Source organism: Achromobacter sp. JUb104 (assembly GCF_024806975.1).
In the GTDB taxonomy this organism is placed as follows: Bacteria; Pseudomonadota; Gammaproteobacteria; order Burkholderiales; family Burkholderiaceae_B; genus Achromobacter; species Achromobacter spanius.
On sequence record NZ_JANUEY010000002.1, the window covers coordinates 1578502 to 1595519 of the forward strand.

Consider the following 17018-nt stretch of genomic DNA (forward strand, 5'->3'; position numbering starts at 1 on the left):
TGACAGATCCTCGCTTAGAACTTCAGGCCGGCTTCACGCGCGGCATCGGCCAGCGCTTTCACGCGGCCATGGTAACGAAAGCCCGAGCGATCGAAAGCGACCAGTTCAATACCGGCAGCCTTGGCCTTTTCGGCCACGCGCTTGCCAACCAGCGTCGCAGCGGCAGTGTTGCCACCTTGACCGGTTTGGCCAGCCAGTTGCGCACGCACTTCGGCTTCCACCGTCGAGGCGCTGACCAGAACGCGATCGCCTTCCGGCGAAATGATGTTGGCGTAGATGTGCTGGTTCGAGCGGAAGACCGAGAGGCGGTGAACGCGCAGCTCGTTGATCTTCCGGCGGGTCGGAACCGCACGACGCAAACGGGAAACTTTTTTGTCCATGATTCGTCCTTGCGTGCGCCGTTATTTCTTCTTGGTTTCTTTGATGACGACGCGTTCGTCCGAGTAACGCACACCCTTGCCCTTGTAGGGTTCGGGTTCGCGGTACGAGCGGATTTCAGCGGCCATCTGACCGACGACTTGCTTGTTGGCGCCCTTGATGACGATTTCCGTCTGGGTGGGGCATTCGGCCTTGATACCGGCCGGCAACTGATGCAAAACGTCGTGCGAGAAACCGAGCTGCAGCTTAACGGCATCGCCTTGGATCGAGGCGCGGTAACCCACGCCAACCAGGGTCAGCTTGCGCTCGAAGCCCTTGCTCACGCCGGTAACCATATTGGCAACCAGAGCGCGCACGGTACCCGACATGGCATTGGCGTGACGGGATTCGTTGGCGGCGGCAAACGTGAGCTTGCCTTCGTCCATCGCAACCGTAACGTCGCCAGTCAGGGCTTGAGTCAGGGTGCCCAGCGGGCCCTTGACGATGATCTGATCCTGCTTGATGTCAGCTTCGACACCCTTGGGCAGTTCGACCGGATACTTAGCGATACGTGACATTCGAATTTCTCCTTAGGCCACGTAGCACAGCACTTCGCCGCCGACGCCGTTGGCGCGAGCCTTACGGTCGGTCATGACGCCGCGCGAGGTCGAAACGATAGCCACGCCCAGGCCGTTCATGACCTGAGGAATGCTGGTACGGCCCTTGTAGATACGCAGACCGGGGCGCGAAACGCGTTCAATGCGCTCGATAACCGGACGACCAGCGTAGTACTTCAGGGTGATCTCGAGCTCAGGCTTGGCCTGGGTGCCCTTGATTTCAAAGCTGTCGATGTAGCCTTCGTCTTTCAGCACAGCGGCAATAGCCGCCTTCAGCTTCGAGGAGGGCATGCTCACCGTAACTTTGTCCACTTGCTGCGCATTGCGAATGCGGGTCAGCATATCGGCGATGGGATCGCTCATGCTCATAATGTATCTCCTACCAGCTGGCCTTGGTGATGCCGGGGATTTCGCCCTTCATCGCCATTTCACGCAGTTTGTGACGCGTCAGGCCGAACTTGCGGAACACACCGCGCGGACGACCGGTGACCACGCAACGGTTACGTTGGCGCGTCGGATTGGCATTGCGCGGCAGCTGTTGCAGCTTGAGCCGAGCTTGGTAACGTTCTTCGTCGGTCTTCGACTGGTCGTCGATGATCGCCTTCAACTCAGCGCGCTTGGCAGCGAACTTGTCAGCCAGCTTGGCGCGCTTGATGTCGCGATTGATGAGGGAAAGTTTAGCCACGTCATCAGCCCCTTAGTTACGGAACGGGAAGCTGAAGGCCGTCAACAGCGCCTTGGCTTCTTCGTCGGTCTTCGCGGAGGTGGTGATGCTGATGTTCAGCCCACGCAGCGCGTCGATCTTGTCGTACTCGATTTCGGGGAAAATGATTTGCTCTTTCACCCCGATGTTGTAGTTGCCACGGCCGTCGAACGCACGACCCGAGATACCACGGAAGTCGCGCACGCGAGGCAGCGCGACCGCAACGAGGCGATCCAGGAATTCGTACATGCGTTGACCACGCAACGTGACCATGCAACCAATCGGGTAGTTTTCGCGGATCTTGAAACCGGCGATAGCCTTCTTGGTCTTCGTCACGACAGGCTTTTGGCCAGCGATCTTGGTCAGGTCCGACACCGCGTGTTCGATAACCTTCTTATCGGACACGGCTTCCGAGACACCCATGTTCAGGGTGATCTTGGTGATGCGCGGCACTTCCATGACGCTCTTGTAGCCAAACTTGGCCTGCAGGTCGCCAGCGACCTTGCTCTTGTAGAAATCTTGCAAACGAGACATGTCTATCGCCCCTTACGCCTTGGCGCCGACAACGGCACCATTGGAACGGAACACGCGGACCTTGCGACCTTCGACTTCTTGAACGCCCACGCGGTCGCCACGACCGGTTGCGGGGTTGAAGAGCGCCACATTCGAGATGTGGATCGGCATGGTCTTTTCGACAATCCCGCCCGGGTTGTTAGCCATCGGGTTGGCTTTCACGTGCTTCTTGGCAACGTTGACGCCTTCGACCAGGACGTGGTCGGCATCGACGCGGGCCAGCACGGTACCGCGACGCTTCTTGTCGCGGCCGGTCAGGACGATGACTTCGTCGCCTTTACGAATGTTGTTCATCGTAGGGCTCCTTACAGCACTTCCGGGGCCAACGACACGATCTTCATGAACTTCTCGGTACGCAACTCGCGCGTAACGGGTCCGAAGATGCGGGTGCCGATGGGCTCCAGCTTGGCGTTGAGCAATACGGCGGCATTGCCACCGAACTTAATCAGCGAACCGTCTTTACGGCGCACGCCCTTGGCGGTACGAACCACCACGGCATTGTAAATTTCGCCTTTCTTGACGCGTCCGCGCGGAGCCGCATCTTTGACGCTCACCTTGATGATGTCGCCGATACCGGCATAACGGCGCTTGGAGCCACCGAGCACCTTAATGCACATGACATGACGCGCACCAGTGTTATCGGCCACGTCCAGCGTGGTCTGCATTTGGATCATGATTTTTCCTGTTCCAACTTAACTGGAAATACTGTTTTCCCGGGGTTTTCCCCCCGAGGAACTCTGCAATTCCTGCCAGTTTTGGTCCCGTCAGGTCTGCCGCCCTGCTTTTGTGTTGTAGACCTAGAGCTTTCGCTCTACCTCTGCAACGGGTTGGCAACGCAACGACCCTGGGTTGAAATCCTGCGGGTATTCCCCCAACACGACGAGTTCAGAAGCTAGCTTTTAGTGCTAAACATCCCTTAACTCAATCGACAATCTGGGAAAGCTGATCATTCTAGCGTGGTTAAATTTTGAGCGCAAGCACTTTGTTGGAATGACGCACAAAAGACCACGCTCCCCTATAAGGGGAACGGTTTTCGAGCTATCCGCCCCTATTTCTGACGGTAGTAGCCCTTCTCCCAGGCGTCATGATTGGCCTTGCCGCGACGGATTTCATCCGTGAACGGCGCCGCTCTGAGCACCAGGCGATTCAACCATTTTACCGGAACCCGGCAGGGGCGCTCAAAGTCGACAAACAACACGGCCCGCAGGCCCGGCGTGTCGTTGTGGACTTGATGGGGATACAGGTCGTCAAACACCACGGCCCGACCTTCCTGCCAGTGGTACCGCTCGCCCCCGACCTCGATCCAGCAGCGTTCGGCAGGTTCCGGCACAACCAAGCCCAGGTGCAGACGCAGCACGCCGTTGTAGGGGCCGGTATGCAGCGGGATCCGTTTGCCCGGTTCCAGGATCGAAAAGAACGCGCTTCGGATGCCGGGTATGCCTTGCAGGGCGCGGGCAGTCTCGGGACAGCGCGCCAGGTTGCGCTCGGAACGCAGCCCGTAGCCCATGAATACGAACGTCTTCCATTGGTCGTCGGACGTGATCATGCCGACATCCGGGGAGATCTCGTGAAACGCCGGCAGATGCTGGCGTTCGGCCAACAATTCCGTAAGTTCAGCACGGATAGCAGGGGTGCGAGCTTCAAGCTCGGGGATCCACGGGAACTGGCTGTTCTGGAAGATCGGCTTGTCGCCCACCAGCGATGCCCGTGCTATCCGGTGGCGCAACCAATCAATAAAGCGAAACAGCAGCCGGGAATACAGACTGGGTTTGCTGCCGGGAAGCGCATCAACGGGTTGCACGATAGGAATGGGATCAGGCTGCATAAGAGGGTCCCATTGTGTCCAAGCCCGCATGGCCTTGCAAGGCTCGGCCTGTGGATTGGCTCCAATCTTGCAATGCGGATTGGACCTCCCCGCCACACGCAAGCTGGTTTAGACTGGCGTGGGCGATACGCGATCGCACTCCACTCCCATTTCGCAAGGAACGACAGGCATGTATGAACAGTTGGCGCTGTATATCGACGGCGAATTCATCTCCGGCGAGGGTAGGCGCACCCAGGACGTCATCAACCCGGCCACGCTGGAAGTGCTTGGCCAGTTGCCTCACGCCACGGAAGCGGATCTGGACCGTGCGCTAGCCGCCGCGCAGCGCGCGTTCGAATCGTGGAAGAAGTCTTCTCCGATGGATCGCTCCGCCATCCTGCGCAAGGTTGCCACGCTGTCGCGCGAGCGCGCCAAGGAAATCGGCCGCAACATGACCTTGGACCAGGGCAAGCCGCTGGCCGAAGCCGTGGGCGAAGTTACCTCCTGCGCCGAACACGCTGACTGGCACGCCGAAGAATGCCGCCGCATCTATGGCCGCGTGGTCCCGCCCCGCAACCCGGACGTGCGCCAGTTCGTCGTGCGTGAACCCATCGGCGTGTGCGCCGCGTTCACGCCCTGGAACTTCCCGTACAACCAGGCCATCCGCAAGATCGCCGCCGCGCTCGGCGCCGGTTGCACGGTGGTGCTGAAAGGCCCGGAAGATTCGCCCAGCGCCGTCATGGCGATTGCCCGCATGTTCCACGACGCCGGGCTGCCCAAGGGCTGCCTGAACATCGTCTGGGGCGAGCCCGCCAAGATTTCCGATTACCTGATCCGTTCGCCGATCGTGCGCAAGGTGTCGTTCACCGGCTCCGTGCCGGTGGGCAAGCAGCTGGCCGCGCTGGCCGGCGCGCACATGAAGCGTGTCACCATGGAATTGGGCGGCCATTCGCCGGTGCTGGTGTTCGACGATGCCGACATTGACCGCGCCGCTGAAATGCTGGCCAAGTTCAAGGTCCGCAACGCCGGTCAGGTCTGCGTGTCGCCCACCCGCTTCTACGTGCAGGAAGGCGCCTACGAACAGTTCCTGGCGCGCTTCTCCGACGTGCTGAAGAACATCAAGGTTGGCGACGGCCTGGAAGCCGGTACCGACATGGGCCCGCTGGCGCACGAACGCCGCGTGCCCGCCATGAGCGCCTTCATCGACGACGCCAAGAAGCATGGCGGCAAGGTCGTGGTCGGCGGCGGCCCGCTGGATCGCAAGGGCTTCTTCTTCGCCCCGACGGTCGTGACGGAACTGCCGGACGACTCGATGCTGATGACCGAAGAGCCCTTCGGCCCCGTGGCGCCGGTGGTCCGCTTCAAGGACACCGACGAAGTCCTGCGCCGCGCCAACAGCCTGCCGTTTGGCCTGTCGTCCTACGTGTTCACGAACTCGCTGAAGACGGCCACCAAGGTCTCCAATGGCCTCGAAGCCGGCATGGTCAACATCAATCACTTCGGCAGCGCGCTGGCCGAGACGCCGTTCGGCGGCATCAAGGACAGCGGCATCGGCAGTGAAGGCGGCCTGGAAACGTTCGACGGTTATCTCGTCACGAAATTCATCACGCACATCTGATCGGTTTCGACCGTCAGCCAAAAGCCCCGCAAGGGGCTTTTTTTTCGCCCAGCGCCCAGCACCCAGCACCAGCCCCCAAGCGACAAGCACTCCCCATGCGTTTCATGATGCTGTCATGGGTGTCCGGGAATATTGCGCTTCGCTGACAGGCACCTGACCTTGAACAAGGAACTGTCTGCCCCTCTTTCCAGGAAATGTACGCGCAATGAATGCCCTCTCCCGCTTCGCCCGCACTGCCGGCGCCGCCACGCTCGTGGCCCTGCTCGCCGCTTGTGGCGGCGACGATGACGACAGCAGCTCCCCGGTCACCGAGACGCCCCCGCCTGTCACGGAAACGCCGGTCGCGCCGCCCGCCCCCGTGCAAGTCGCGTTCATGCCCGACATCCACTTCCACGACGTCTACGCCGACTTCAAGGATGGCTCGTTCCCCGGCATCCCGAACCCGAAGCATGGCGACAACGCCACCATCCGCACGATGTACGCGCAACTGACGTCGACCCGCCTGTTCAACGAAAACTACTTCGCTTTCCTGGCCGCGCTGGATAACGCCGTATCGCGTGGCGTGAAGTACATCGCGCTGCCAGGTGACTTTTCGGATGATGGCCAGCCCGTGCACATGCGCGGCCTGGTCAAGATCATGGACGACTATTCGAAGAAGCACGGCATTCAGTTCTTCGCGGCCCCGGGCAACCATGATCCCAACCGTCCCTTTAACCAGGCCGCCGGAAAAAGCGACTACCTGGGCCTGGACCCGGTAACCGGCGCCATCGGCTTCTCGCAACCGATCTACAGCCGTGGTGGCAATGCCGCTTGCAGCACGCCCTACAGCGGCGACTGGGCACTGATCGGCAGCACCTACTGCACGGAAGAAGTCCTGCACATGGGATACGCCGGCATCACCGACGCGTTGAAGCAGCACGGCTTCATGCCGCAGCCGCAAAACGTCTATTACGAAACACCGTACAGCACCTACAAGTACGAAGACTACGACTACACCACCGCACGCGATCAAGCCAACTGGATCAACCGCCAGTACGAGATCTGCGCGGAAGGCACGGGCGGCCCGAACAAGCCGCAGAACTACACGCTATGCAAGATGGTTCCGGACACGTCCTACGTGGTGGAACCGGTCAAGGGCGTCTGGTTGGTTGGCATCGACGCCAACGTCTATGTGCCCACCGGCATCGGTGCGAATGACTTCACCGGCTCTGGCGACCAAGGCTACAACAAGATGCTCACGCACAAGGCCCACGTCATCAAATGGCTGACGGACGTGGTCGCGCGCGGCAAGGCGCAGGGCAAACAGGTCATCGCGTTCAGCCACTTCCCGATGTCGGAGTTCTTCAACGGCGCGTCGGACGACATCGAGGCGCTGTTGGGCGCCAACAAGATGCAGATGATCCGCCGCCCGGCCGAGAACACCACGCGGGCGCTGGCTGAAACCGGTTTGAAAGTGCATGTGGGCGGCCACATGCACTTCAACGACATGGCGGCGCGCAACTACGGGGCCGATACGGCGTTGTTCAACATCCAGGCGCCGTCGATGGCGGCCTACGTGCCGGCCTACAAACTGATGACGCTACACAGCGCGGACGAGATCGAAGTGCAAACCATCCGCCTGGACAAGGTGCCGCGCTTTGACGAGCTGTTCGACCTGTACCGCGCCGAGAACGCCTACACGACGCCGGCGCGCTGGGACGTGTCGATCCTGGACGCCAAGGACTACGGCGACTTCACCTATCGCTACATGAGCGAATTGGTGCGCCTGCGCCTGCTCAACGACGACTGGCGCTGCGAAATGCGTGAACTGGTCAAGAGCCCGCTCACCGGCGCCGACCTGCTGACGCTGTCGCAACTGCAAACCACCGTCACGCTCAAGGAACTGGCGAGCACCGGCAATCAGAACAATCTGACTCCCGCCTTCTTCGCTTGCCTTGCGGAGGGCGGTGGCAGCGGCGCCAGCAACGCCGCCTATGCCGGCAACGTGGCGGATGCCCAAGCACGCGCTCAAGCCCTGGCGCAAGCCAACGGCATGCAGTTGTCTGACTTTGCGCAGTGGAAGGCACTGGACATGGCAGGTGACTTCGTGCGCATCGCCAACGCGGGCGACCTGGCGTTTGCCGACATCCCGGCGCAACGCGCCAACCAGTACAAGCTGTTGGCCCAGGCCCTTGCCAATAGCAACGCTTCGGTTCAGATGAACGGCAACAGCGTCAGCAACGCCAACACGCTGGCCGACCTGTTCAAGGCGCGCTTCAAGCCGTTGATGGCAATCATGTTGAAGCTGGCTGCGGGCGCCCCGTCGGAACACATCCGGCTGGACCTGACCAGCAACAGCATCGTCAATCTTTCGAACGAGCCTTCACCGTTTTAAGCGCTCGAAGATCGCGCGGCGTCATGCCGAAGCGGTTCTTGAACAGGCGGCTGAAATGCGACTGGTGGGTGAAGCCCACCTGGTACGCCAGTTCTCCGATGCCACGATGGCGGTGCCGCGAATCCAGCAACAGCTCGCGGCACCGGTCCAGGCGCTGATCAAAGATGAAGGACTCCACCGACAGGCCCCCTGCCCGCAGAATGCGGTGCAGATAGGCCACCGACACGCCGCAGCCCTGCGCCACCTGCTGCGGCGACAGCGCGGGGTCCGCCAGGTGCTGCCGGATATACGCCAGCACGCGCTGACGGTGCGCGAGCGTAACGCTGCTATCGGATTCCGAAGCATGCCCCTGCCCCGGCTGCACCAGGAACAGCACGATCAAATCGATCAAGCGTTCGCCAAGCTCGGTCACCTCGGTGTCCGACCAGCCGCCCATGCCTTTGAATAGATGGTCCATGTAGCTGGCCAGCATCGCGCCGCGCGGTGAGCCGTCGTCGATGCGCAGCTTGTGAAACGCGCCGATGCGCGAATCCCTCTGCGACAGGGCGCTACGCGGAAACGACACGCTCAGGCTGCGATAGCCCGATGAGCCCAGCGCCGTTGCCTGATACGGCAAGCTCTGGTTCATCAGGTACACGCAGCCTGGCTCGACCTGAAATTCACGGCCTTGCTGGCGTACGGCAAGCGGGCCGGACAGCGGCAGGCCGAACGTGTAGAACTCCTGGTCCAGACGCGACACGTTGCCGGCCGTGCGCTCCAGCTTCTGTCCCTGATAGTGCAGGTCATTGAATTGCAGGCTGGCGCGGCGGGCGTAGCGCACATGCCCGGCGAAATGATCCGGCTTGCCGCGATGTACCTCGAACGGGCCGAATGCGTCCGCCAGGGCCGCGCGCCATTGCTCACGCCCGTCGGCGCCGGCAGCGGCCGAAATGGCGAATTCCGTATCGGGCATGTCTCGGTCTCCTGAACGCGGCGGCAAGCGCAATTTGATCTTGCGTCTACAAGCTCTTGACTCACCCTGCTTTGGGGTGCGCGGCGCATTGTGGATGCGTCTGGCGCAAGTCTATAGTCAGCCCGATAAGCACACAACCTGGACAACCCGGGAGGAGACTCATGGCAAACGCGCCCGCAATGGCCGACCGCCACACGCCGGCTTCGCGCTATCTGCGCTGCGAGGGCCGCGAGCTGCACTACATGGAATGGGGCGCGCCGGATGCGCCCCCCGTCGTCATGTGGCACGGCCTGGCCCGTACCGGTCGTGATTTCGACGATCTGGCGCAAGCGCTGGCAAACGACTACCGCATCATTTGCCCGGATACGATCGGCCGCGGTCTATCGCAATGGAGCCCCGATCCGGTGTCCGAATACCGGCTGGATTTCTACGCGCGCCTGGCGCTCGCGCTGGCCGATGGCCTGTCGCTTGCGCGCATGCGTTGGGTGGGCACGTCAATGGGTGGTGCAACCGGCATGCACGCCGCCGCCACCACCTTGCGCGACCGTATCTCGCACATGGTCGTCAACGACATCGGACCCGAACTGCCCCAACCCGCTGTCGACCGCATCCTTGCCTACGCGGGCAACCCGCCCGCCTTCGATACCGTCACCGAACTGGAAGCGTGGCTGCGTGTGGCCTACAAACCTTACGGCTGGCAGAGCGACGCGCAATGGCGGCGCATGGCCGAGACTTCGGTCCGGCGCCTGCCCGATGGCCGCGTCACGGCGCATTACGACCCCGCCATCGTGGGCCAATTCAAGCACCATCCCGATGACTACAACCGCTGGAGCGGCTACGACACGCTGCGCATGCCCTTGCTGCTCTTGCGCGGTGCCGACTCCGACCTGCTGCTGCCCGAAGTCGCTCATGCCATGACGCAGCGCGGCCCACGCGCCACGCGCATCGACTTCCCCGACTGCGGCCATGCCCCCGCATTGAACGTGGCGCCGCAGATCGACGTCATCCGCCAATTCCTTGCCACGCCGGACCCCATGGCGGGCGCGCGCGCGCCCCAATAACAGGAGACTTCCCATGAATCGCATTTTGCTGGCCACCCTGGCGGCCCTTTGCATGAACTCAGCGGTGGCCGCGAAGGAATTTGTCGTAGCCCATGTGTACGACAAGACCGGGCCGCTGGAAGCCTATGCCAAGCAGACACAAGCGGGCCTGATGCTGGGCTTGGAATACGCCACGCAAGGCACGATGACCGTGGCTGGCCGCAAGATCCGCGTCATCGAAAAAGACAACCAGGGAAAGCCGGATGTCGCCCGCGCGCAGTTGGCGTCCGCCTATGCCGACGACAACGCCGACATTGCCGTCGGCCCGACCTCGTCCGGCGTGGCGCTGGCCATGCTGCCCATTGCTGAAGAATACGAAAAGATCTTGCTGGTCGAACCCGCCGTGGCCGACTCCATCACCGGAGCCAAGTGGAACAAGTACATCTTCCGCACTGGCCGTAATTCGTCGCAGGACGCCATCGCCAACGCCGTGGCATTCGACCAGGCCGGCACCTCGATCGCCATGCTGGCGCAAGACTACGCCTTTGGCCGGGATGGCGTGAAAGCCTTCAAGGGCGCCCTGAAGAACGCCAAGATCGTTCACGAGGAATACCTGCCCGCCAACGCCACCGACTTCACCGCGGGCGCACAACGCCTGTTCGATGCGTTGAAGGACAAGCCCGGGCGCAAGATCATCTTCATCCTGTGGGCGGGCGCCGGCAACCCGTTCAAGATCGCCGACCTGGACCCCAAGCGCTTCGGCATCGAAATCGCCACTGGCGGCAACACGCTGGCCGCAATGACGCCGCTTAAGTCCCTGGCCGGCATGGAAGGCGCCACGTACTACTACTACGGCATCCCGAAAAATCCCATCAACGATTGGCTCGTGGCCGAACACCAAAAGCGCTACGGCCAACCGCCTGACTTCTTCACAGCGGGCGGCATGTCGGCCGGTATCGCGATCGCGGCGGCGCTGAACAAGACCGCGGGCAATTCGGACACGGACACGCTGATCAAGGCCATGGAAGGCATGAGCTTTGATACCCCCAAGGGCAAGATGACCTTCCGCCCCGAAGACCACCAGGCCATGCAGTCGATGTACCACTTCCGCATCAAGAACGATCCGTCGGTGCCGTGGGCCGTGCAGGACCTGGTCAAGGAGATCACGCCCGACCAGATGAACGTGCCCATCCAGAACAAGCGCTGAAGGCCGGTTGCCGACATGCTGGAAACCCAATCGCTCACCATCCGGTTCGGCGGGCACGTGGCCGTCAACGACGTCAGTTGCCGCTACGCGCCGGGCACGCTGACAGCCATTGTCGGCCCGAACGGCGCAGGCAAGACCACGTACTTCAACCTGATCTCCGGCCAGTTGCGCGCAAGCGCGGGTTCGGTGCGCTTGAATGGGCGCGACCTGACATCACTATCGGCCCCCGCCCGCATGCATGCGGGACTGGGCCGCGCGTTTCAGTTGACGCAATTGTTCCCGCGTCTGTCGGTGCACGAGAACGTACGGCTGGCGCTGCAATCCCGGCAGCAAGGCTTGAGCTGGCGCCAGATCCGCTTCTGGCGGACGTGGGATGACGACCGAAATCTGCTGGCGCGCGCCGATGGGTTGCTTGAACGCACCCGCTTGTCGGCACGCCGCGACCAGGCCGCCGCCGACCTGCCGCACGGCGATCAGCGCAAACTGGAAATCGCCATGCTGATCGCGCTGGAGCCGCGGGTATTCATGTTTGACGAGCCCACGGCGGGCATGAGCGTGGACGACGTGCCCGTGGTGCTGGAGCTGATCCGAGAGCTCAAGAACGATCCGACAAAAACGATTCTGCTGGTTGAACACAAGATGGACGTCGTGCGTGAACTGGCCGACCGCATCGTCGTGCTGCATAACGGCCAACTGATGGCCGATGGCGAACCCGCAGCCGTCATCGCGTCGCCCATCGTGCAACAGGCGTACCTGGGCGTCGCCCCCACGGAGAAGCCGGCATGAGCGCGCCGCTGCTGCTTGAACTCAAGGGCGTGCACACGCACATCGGCGCCTATCACATCCTGCACGGCGTGGACCTGTCGGTACCGGCCGCGGCCGTCACCATGCTGCTGGGCCGCAATGGCGCCGGCAAGACCACCACGCTGCGCACCATCATGGGACTGTGGCGCGCGTCGCAAGGCCAGGTGACGTTCGACGGCACGCCCATCGGCGGGCCGGCAACGCGCAAGTCACCGCCCGACATGGCGCGCATGGGCATGGCGTACGTGCCCGAGAACATGGGGATCTTTGCGGACCTGTCCGTGAAAGAGAACATTCTGCTGGCCGCGCGCCAGGCCAAGAACGCGGATCAGCTCGACACGGCCCGACTGGAATGGATATTCGGGTTCTTCCCCGCGCTACGTAAATTCTGGCTGCACCCTGCGGGCAAGCTGTCAGGCGGACAAAAGCAGATGCTGGCAGTGGCGCGCGCCATCATCGAACCGCGCCGGCTGCTGCTGATCGACGAACCCAGCAAGGGCCTCGCGCCCGCCATCATCCAGAACATGATCGACGCCTTCATCGAACTCAAGCAGGCGTCCACCACCATTTTGCTGGTCGAACAGAACTTCAACTTCGCGCGGCTGGTCGGCGACCATGTGGCCGTCATGGATAACGGCCGCGTCGTCCATGCGGGCGACATGCAGGCGCTGGCGCAAGACGACGCACTACAGACGCGGCTGCTGGGCCTGTCGCTGGGAAGCCATCAATGAGCACGCTGGATATCGATACACCCTTGCCGCGCGTACGTGCGGATCTGCGCCCCGTTCTGCTGGTGCTGGCGCTGGCCGCGCTGGCGCTGCCCTTGGTGGGTTCGTTCTCAACCTGGATCACGCTGACGCTGGCGGGCCTGGCAATGGGCATGATCATCTTCATCGTTGCGTCAGGCATGACGCTGGTGTTCGGGCTGATGGACGTCCTGAACTTCGGCCACGGCCTGTTCATCGCCATTGGCGCCTACATGGCGGCGACCGTGCTGGGCGCGATGTCCGACTGGACCCAGACAGGCAGCCTGTGGATGAACCTGGCCGCCGTACTGCCGGCCATGATCGTGGGCATGCTGGTCGCGGGCGCCGTCGGCCTGGCCTTTGAACGGGTGATCGTGCGTCCCGTGTATGGGCAGCATTTGAAGCAGATCCTGATCACGATGGGCGGCATGATCATCGGCGAAGAGATCATCAAGATGATCTGGGGGCCGCAAACCCTGTCACTGCCGCTGCCCGAGGCGCTGCGTGGCGCATTCCTGCTGGGCGATGCGGCCATCGAGAAATTCCGTATCGTTGCCTTGGCCGTCGGCGTGCTGGTGTTGGGTGGCATGCTGTGGCTGCTGAACCGAACCAAGCTGGGGTTGCTGATCCGCGCGGGCGTCGAAGACCGCGAAATGGTCGAATGCCTGGGCTACCGCATCCGCCATCTGTTCGTGGGCGTTTTCGTCGCGGGGTCGATGCTGGCGGGCCTGGGCGGCGTGCTGTGGGGCATGTACCAGCAGTCGATCGTGCCGCAACTGGGTGCGCAGGTGAACGTGCTGATCTTCATCGTCATCATGATCGGCGGCCTGGGTTCGACGGTCGGCTGCCTGATCGGTGCGTTGCTGGTCGGCTTGATGGCCAACTACACCGGCTTCCTGCTTCCCAAGGCGGCCCTGTTCTCGAACATCGCGTTGATGGTCGCCATTCTGTTGTGGCGGCCGCAAGGCGTGTATCCGGTCACGAACCGCTAGGAGCCCAGACATGTCATTTCGCCTGCTCTCCGGCGACCCGCCTCGCAGCCCGCTGCTGGCGCTTGCGCTGATTGCAATCGTCGCCTTGCTCGCTACCGCGCCCTTCCTCTTTCCCGGTCCCAAATCGCTGGCGGTGGCGGCCAAGATCCTGGTGTTCGTGATTCTGGTCGCCAGCTATGACTTGCTGCTGGGCTACACCGGCATCGTGAGTTTTGCGCACACCATGTTCTTCGGCATCGGCGCCTATGGCGTGGCAATCGCCAGCATCCGGATGGAACCGGGGTGGACGGCGGTGTTCGCAGGGGTGGGCGCGGGCCTCGCGGTATCGCTGGCGTTTGCATTGCTGATCGGCCTGGCCAGCCTGCGGGTGCGCGCCATTTTCTACGCGATGATCACGCTGGCGGTCGCAGCCGCGTTCCAGACATTGGTGTCGCAATTGTCGGACCTGACAGGCGGCGAAGACGGCCTGAACTTCAAGGTGCCGCAACTGCTGCGGCCGGCGTTCCGGCCCTTTTCCGAACCGGTGTTTGGCGTCACGATCGACGGCCGCATCATCGCTTACTACCTGATTGCCGCGGTCTGCGTGGTGTTGTTCCTGATGCTGCTGCGCATCGTCAATTCGCCGTTCGGCCGCGTGCTCCAGGCCATTCGCGAAAACCCCTTCCGCGCCGAGGCCATCGGCTACCGCACCGTGCTGTACCGCAGCCTGTCGAACCTGCTTGCCGCCGCGTTCGCCACGCTGGCCGGCGCGCTGTACGCGCTTTGGCTGCGCTACAACGGCCCGGACACCACGCTGTCGTTCGAAATCATGCTGAATATCCTGCTGATGCTCGTGATTGGCGGCATGGGCACGATGTATGGCGCGGTGGTGGGCGCCAGCCTGTTCGTATTCGCGCAAAGCTATCTGCAAGACGGCTTGCAAGTCATCCACGACGCGGTGACGGGCGTTGCGCCATTGGCGTTGCTGTTCGAACCTGACCGCTGGCTGCTATGGCTGGGGATTCTATTCGTGGTGTCGGTGTATTACTTTCCGACGGGAATCGCGGGGCGATTGAGGGAGTTCGCGCGGCGGCGCTAACGCCCTCAAGTGCCTCCGCGCGCCGGCATGCGCCCATGCCGCGCGCTAGGCTTGTCGCCTTATTTCACCTTGCTGCGTACGCGATCCAGGTCGCGGCTAAGCTGGTCAATCTGGCGCTGCATCGCGCTGAACTGCCGCTCGTTCGCGCTGTTGTTGCTGCTACTGCTACTTCGGTTGCTATCGCTTTGCTTGCGCTCCAGTGAGGCAATCTTTTTGTCCTGATCGTCCACCTTGCGTTGCAGCGCGCGGTTCTCGTTCTTCAGATCGTCCAACGTACGCGTTTGATCCCGTACCTGATCCATCGCCCTCTGCAACTCCCTGACTTCCATGCCGGCGCGCGCCCGGCTATCGCTCCCAACGACCAGCACGCTGTCGTGGATGGGCCGAGAGATCTCCACATCCTTGAAAACGATGTTCTGTGCGCTTGCGAATGTTGAGAAACCCGCGCCCGCCAACACCATGAAACCTGCTATGCCAAGCTTGCCCGCGGACCTGATCATGTTGCCACTCCTGTGGTCAGAATTGTCAGCGCAATGGGTGCGCTGGCTGGATTTATATCAGGAGTCATGGGGGGTTGTAACAACGCGGGCGCCAATAGTGGCTACGCTGCGTTTCAAAGCCGGCAAGGACCAGGCAGCAACCGCGGCGACGGTCACTTTCCGCTCTGGCGCAGCGTGTCCGCCTCGCGCCGCAGGCTGTCGACTCGCCGCTGCATCTCGTCGATCTTGCCTCGGTCAAGCTGCGAGCCAGCCGGCGTAGGCTGCAAGGGCCGCATCGTCGAACCCGTATTCAACGGCATCATGGCGGGCGCAGCCCCAGCGGCGCTGGCCGGCTTCTGGGTGAACAGGCGCTCCAGCAATAGCAGTTGATTGCGCTGATTCTCCAGGGTCTGTTCCTGCGACGCCAGCGCTTGCTCGTCCTCGTCATCCGATCCGAAGATGGCGGCGTGGTCACGGGACCCGGGAGGCAGCTTCACGCGAGGCTCGGGCCCGGCGTTCAAGACGTTCTTACCGGCACGGGCGTCATCGGGTGGCGCCGCCGGGCCGTTACCTGCGCCCGCATCCACCGCTTGCGCGGCGGCGGTACCAGCCAAGCACAAGGCGGCGACAAGCACATTAGCCCGTACGGTACTGCGCATGATGTTCCTGACCCGCATCGGCATAGATCTCAAGGACGAAAAAAAACGGCAAGGGGTTTAGCCCTTGCCGTTTTATATCAGAACGGCGAACCGTTCCGATGGCTGCTCTACTTAGATGATACGTGCGGCTTCAACCAGACGCACCACACGCCACGACTTCGAGCGCGAGATGGGACGGCCTTCAGCGATTTCAACCGTATCGCCTTCGTTGTATTGGTTCGATTCATCGTGCGCCTTGTACTTCGCGGAACGCATGATGATCTTGCCGAAGATGGGGTGCTTGACGCGGCGCTCAACGAGCACAACGACAGTCTTGTCCATCTTGTTGCTGACGACCTTGCCAACCAGCGTACGCTGGCGCTTGGCCACTTGGGTGTTTTGAGTTTCGCTCATGTTTATTTCCCTGCCTTCTCGGTCAGCAAGGTACGAACGCGCGCAATGTCGCGACGCACGTTGCGCAGCTGGCTGGTGTTGGCCAGTTGCTGCGTGGCCTTCTGCATACGCAGACCGAATTGTGCCTTCAGCAGGCTTTCGAGCTCTTTGCCGAGCTCGGCGGCGTCTTTCGAACGGAGTTCGCTAGCTTTCATGTTAGTACTCCTTAAGCACCGATATGACGCGCGACGAACGTGGTCGAAATCGGCAGCTTGGCAGCGGCCAGGCGGAAAGCTTCACGCGCGATCTCTTCGCTCACACCTTCCATTTCGTAGAGCACTTTGCCGGGCTGAATTTCAGCGACCCAGTACTCAGGATTACCCTTACCGTTACCCATGCGGACTTCGGCGGGCTTTTGCGAGATGGGCTTATCCGGGAAAATGCGAATCCAGATACGGCCGCCACGCTTGATGTGACGATTGATAGCACGACGAGCGGCTTCGATCTGGCGAGCGGTCAGACGGCCACGGCCGGTGGCCTTCAGACCGAATTCGCCAAACGACACGTGGGTACCACGAGTCGCCAGACCGGTGTTGCGGCCCTTCTGCTCTTTGCGATACTTTCTGCGAGAGGGTTGCAGCAT

Annotated in this window: 22 protein-coding genes; 8 read left to right on the forward strand and 14 right to left on the reverse strand. The window is 62.0% G+C overall.

The features are described from left to right. Positions 1 to 14: 14 nt before the first annotated feature. The 8 genes from rplR to M2361_RS19055 form a co-directional block, all read right to left on the reverse strand. The gene (gene rplR, locus M2361_RS19020; protein ID WP_006227039.1) at positions 15 to 380 is read right to left on the reverse strand and encodes a 50S ribosomal protein L18; all 366 of its coding nucleotides are present in this window, start codon (positions 378 to 380) and stop codon (positions 15 to 17) included. Between the two features lie 21 nt (positions 381 to 401). Beyond that, a complete protein-coding gene (gene rplF, locus M2361_RS19025) occupies positions 402 to 935 on the reverse strand; it encodes a 50S ribosomal protein L6 (protein ID WP_046807445.1) in 534 nt (177 codons plus the stop codon). Positions 936 to 947: 12 nt separating this feature from the next. Beyond that, positions 948 to 1343: a 30S ribosomal protein S8 gene (gene rpsH, locus M2361_RS19030; RefSeq protein WP_006216525.1), complete on the reverse strand. Its 396-nt coding sequence runs from the start codon at positions 1341 to 1343 to the stop codon at positions 948 to 950. Between the two features lie 10 nt (positions 1344 to 1353). Beyond that, the gene (rpsN, locus tag M2361_RS19035) at positions 1354 to 1659 is read right to left on the reverse strand and encodes a 30S ribosomal protein S14 (RefSeq protein WP_006216527.1); all 306 of its coding nucleotides are present in this window, start codon (positions 1657 to 1659) and stop codon (positions 1354 to 1356) included. Between the two features lie 12 nt (positions 1660 to 1671). Beyond that, positions 1672 to 2211 (reverse strand): 50S ribosomal protein L5, encoded by a 540-nt coding sequence (gene rplE, locus M2361_RS19040; protein WP_006216529.1) that lies wholly within the window; start codon positions 2209 to 2211, stop codon positions 1672 to 1674. Positions 2212 to 2223: 12 nt separating this feature from the next. After that, the gene (gene rplX, locus M2361_RS19045) at positions 2224 to 2544 is read right to left on the reverse strand and encodes a 50S ribosomal protein L24 (RefSeq protein ID WP_056571030.1); all 321 of its coding nucleotides are present in this window, start codon (positions 2542 to 2544) and stop codon (positions 2224 to 2226) included. An 11-nt stretch (positions 2545 to 2555) separates the two neighbouring features. Beyond that, entirely contained in the window at positions 2556 to 2924 is a 369-nt protein-coding gene (gene rplN, locus M2361_RS19050) for a 50S ribosomal protein L14 (RefSeq protein ID WP_046807446.1), read from the reverse strand. Positions 2925 to 3298: 374 nt separating this feature from the next. Next, positions 3299 to 4075 carry an aspartyl/asparaginyl beta-hydroxylase domain-containing protein gene (locus tag M2361_RS19055; protein ID WP_259251213.1) on the reverse strand — a complete coding sequence of 259 codons (777 nt, stop codon included), beginning with the start codon at positions 4073 to 4075 and terminating at the stop codon, positions 3299 to 3301. Between the two features lie 169 nt (positions 4076 to 4244). Between M2361_RS19055 and M2361_RS19060 the strand changes: the two genes are divergently transcribed. Further along, positions 4245 to 5672 carry an NAD-dependent succinate-semialdehyde dehydrogenase gene (locus M2361_RS19060; protein WP_046807447.1) on the forward strand — a complete coding sequence of 476 codons (1428 nt, stop codon included), beginning with the start codon at positions 4245 to 4247 and terminating at the stop codon, positions 5670 to 5672. Between the two features lie 205 nt (positions 5673 to 5877). Then, a complete protein-coding gene (locus tag M2361_RS19065; RefSeq protein ID WP_259251216.1) occupies positions 5878 to 8046 on the forward strand; it encodes a metallophosphoesterase in 2169 nt (722 codons plus the stop codon). Here the strand turns inward: M2361_RS19065 and M2361_RS19070 are convergent. After that, positions 8015 to 8998, reverse strand: coding sequence for a helix-turn-helix domain-containing protein (locus M2361_RS19070; RefSeq protein ID WP_259251217.1), 984 nt, complete (start codon positions 8996 to 8998; stop codon positions 8015 to 8017). The genes M2361_RS19065 and M2361_RS19070 overlap by 32 nt on opposite strands. Before the next feature lie 179 nt (positions 8999 to 9177). Between M2361_RS19070 and M2361_RS19075 the strand changes: the two genes are divergently transcribed. Genes M2361_RS19075 through M2361_RS19100 form a run of 6 tightly spaced genes read left to right on the forward strand, consistent with a single transcriptional unit; the run spans position 9178 to position 14865 of the window. Beyond that, positions 9178 to 10059 carry an alpha/beta fold hydrolase gene (locus M2361_RS19075; RefSeq protein ID WP_259251529.1) on the forward strand — a complete coding sequence of 294 codons (882 nt, stop codon included), beginning with the start codon at positions 9178 to 9180 and terminating at the stop codon, positions 10057 to 10059. Positions 10060 to 10072: 13 nt separating this feature from the next. Further along, complete coding sequence (locus M2361_RS19080) at positions 10073 to 11245, forward strand: substrate-binding domain-containing protein (RefSeq protein WP_259251218.1); 1173 nt, start codon at positions 10073 to 10075, stop codon at positions 11243 to 11245. 15 nt (positions 11246 to 11260) lie between these two features. Then, the gene (locus M2361_RS19085; RefSeq protein WP_259251219.1) at positions 11261 to 12031 is read left to right on the forward strand and encodes an ABC transporter ATP-binding protein; all 771 of its coding nucleotides are present in this window, start codon (positions 11261 to 11263) and stop codon (positions 12029 to 12031) included. Beyond that, a complete protein-coding gene (locus M2361_RS19090; RefSeq protein WP_259251220.1) occupies positions 12028 to 12780 on the forward strand; it encodes an ABC transporter ATP-binding protein in 753 nt (250 codons plus the stop codon). The genes M2361_RS19085 and M2361_RS19090 overlap by 4 nt, the downstream gene beginning before the upstream one ends. Beyond that, positions 12777 to 13787, forward strand: a complete 1011-nt coding sequence (locus M2361_RS19095) for a branched-chain amino acid ABC transporter permease (RefSeq protein WP_259251221.1) — start codon at positions 12777 to 12779, stop codon at positions 13785 to 13787. The genes M2361_RS19090 and M2361_RS19095 overlap by 4 nt, the downstream gene beginning before the upstream one ends. Before the next feature lie 10 nt (positions 13788 to 13797). Further along, the gene (locus M2361_RS19100) at positions 13798 to 14865 is read left to right on the forward strand and encodes a branched-chain amino acid ABC transporter permease (RefSeq protein WP_259251222.1); all 1068 of its coding nucleotides are present in this window, start codon (positions 13798 to 13800) and stop codon (positions 14863 to 14865) included. A 59-nt stretch (positions 14866 to 14924) separates the two neighbouring features. Here M2361_RS19100 and M2361_RS19105 read toward each other — a convergent pair whose 3' ends face one another. The 5 genes from M2361_RS19105 to rplP all read right to left on the reverse strand — a co-directional run bounded on the left by M2361_RS19105 (position 14925) and on the right by rplP (position 17018). Then, the gene (locus M2361_RS19105; protein WP_259251223.1) at positions 14925 to 15365 is read right to left on the reverse strand and encodes a hypothetical protein; all 441 of its coding nucleotides are present in this window, start codon (positions 15363 to 15365) and stop codon (positions 14925 to 14927) included. Between the two features lie 152 nt (positions 15366 to 15517). Further along, on the reverse strand, positions 15518 to 16003 hold the full coding sequence (locus M2361_RS19110; RefSeq protein ID WP_259251225.1) for a hypothetical protein: 486 nt from the start codon (positions 16001 to 16003) through the stop codon (positions 15518 to 15520). A 111-nt stretch (positions 16004 to 16114) separates the two neighbouring features. Continuing rightward, positions 16115 to 16396 (reverse strand): 30S ribosomal protein S17, encoded by a 282-nt coding sequence (rpsQ, locus tag M2361_RS19115; protein WP_006216549.1) that lies wholly within the window; start codon positions 16394 to 16396, stop codon positions 16115 to 16117. Between the two features lie 2 nt (positions 16397 to 16398). Continuing rightward, the gene (gene rpmC / locus M2361_RS19120) at positions 16399 to 16590 is read right to left on the reverse strand and encodes a 50S ribosomal protein L29 (protein WP_003806912.1); all 192 of its coding nucleotides are present in this window, start codon (positions 16588 to 16590) and stop codon (positions 16399 to 16401) included. A gap of 11 nt (positions 16591 to 16601) precedes the next feature. After that, positions 16602 to 17018: a 50S ribosomal protein L16 gene (gene rplP, locus M2361_RS19125; RefSeq protein ID WP_006216552.1), complete on the reverse strand. Its 417-nt coding sequence runs from the start codon at positions 17016 to 17018 to the stop codon at positions 16602 to 16604.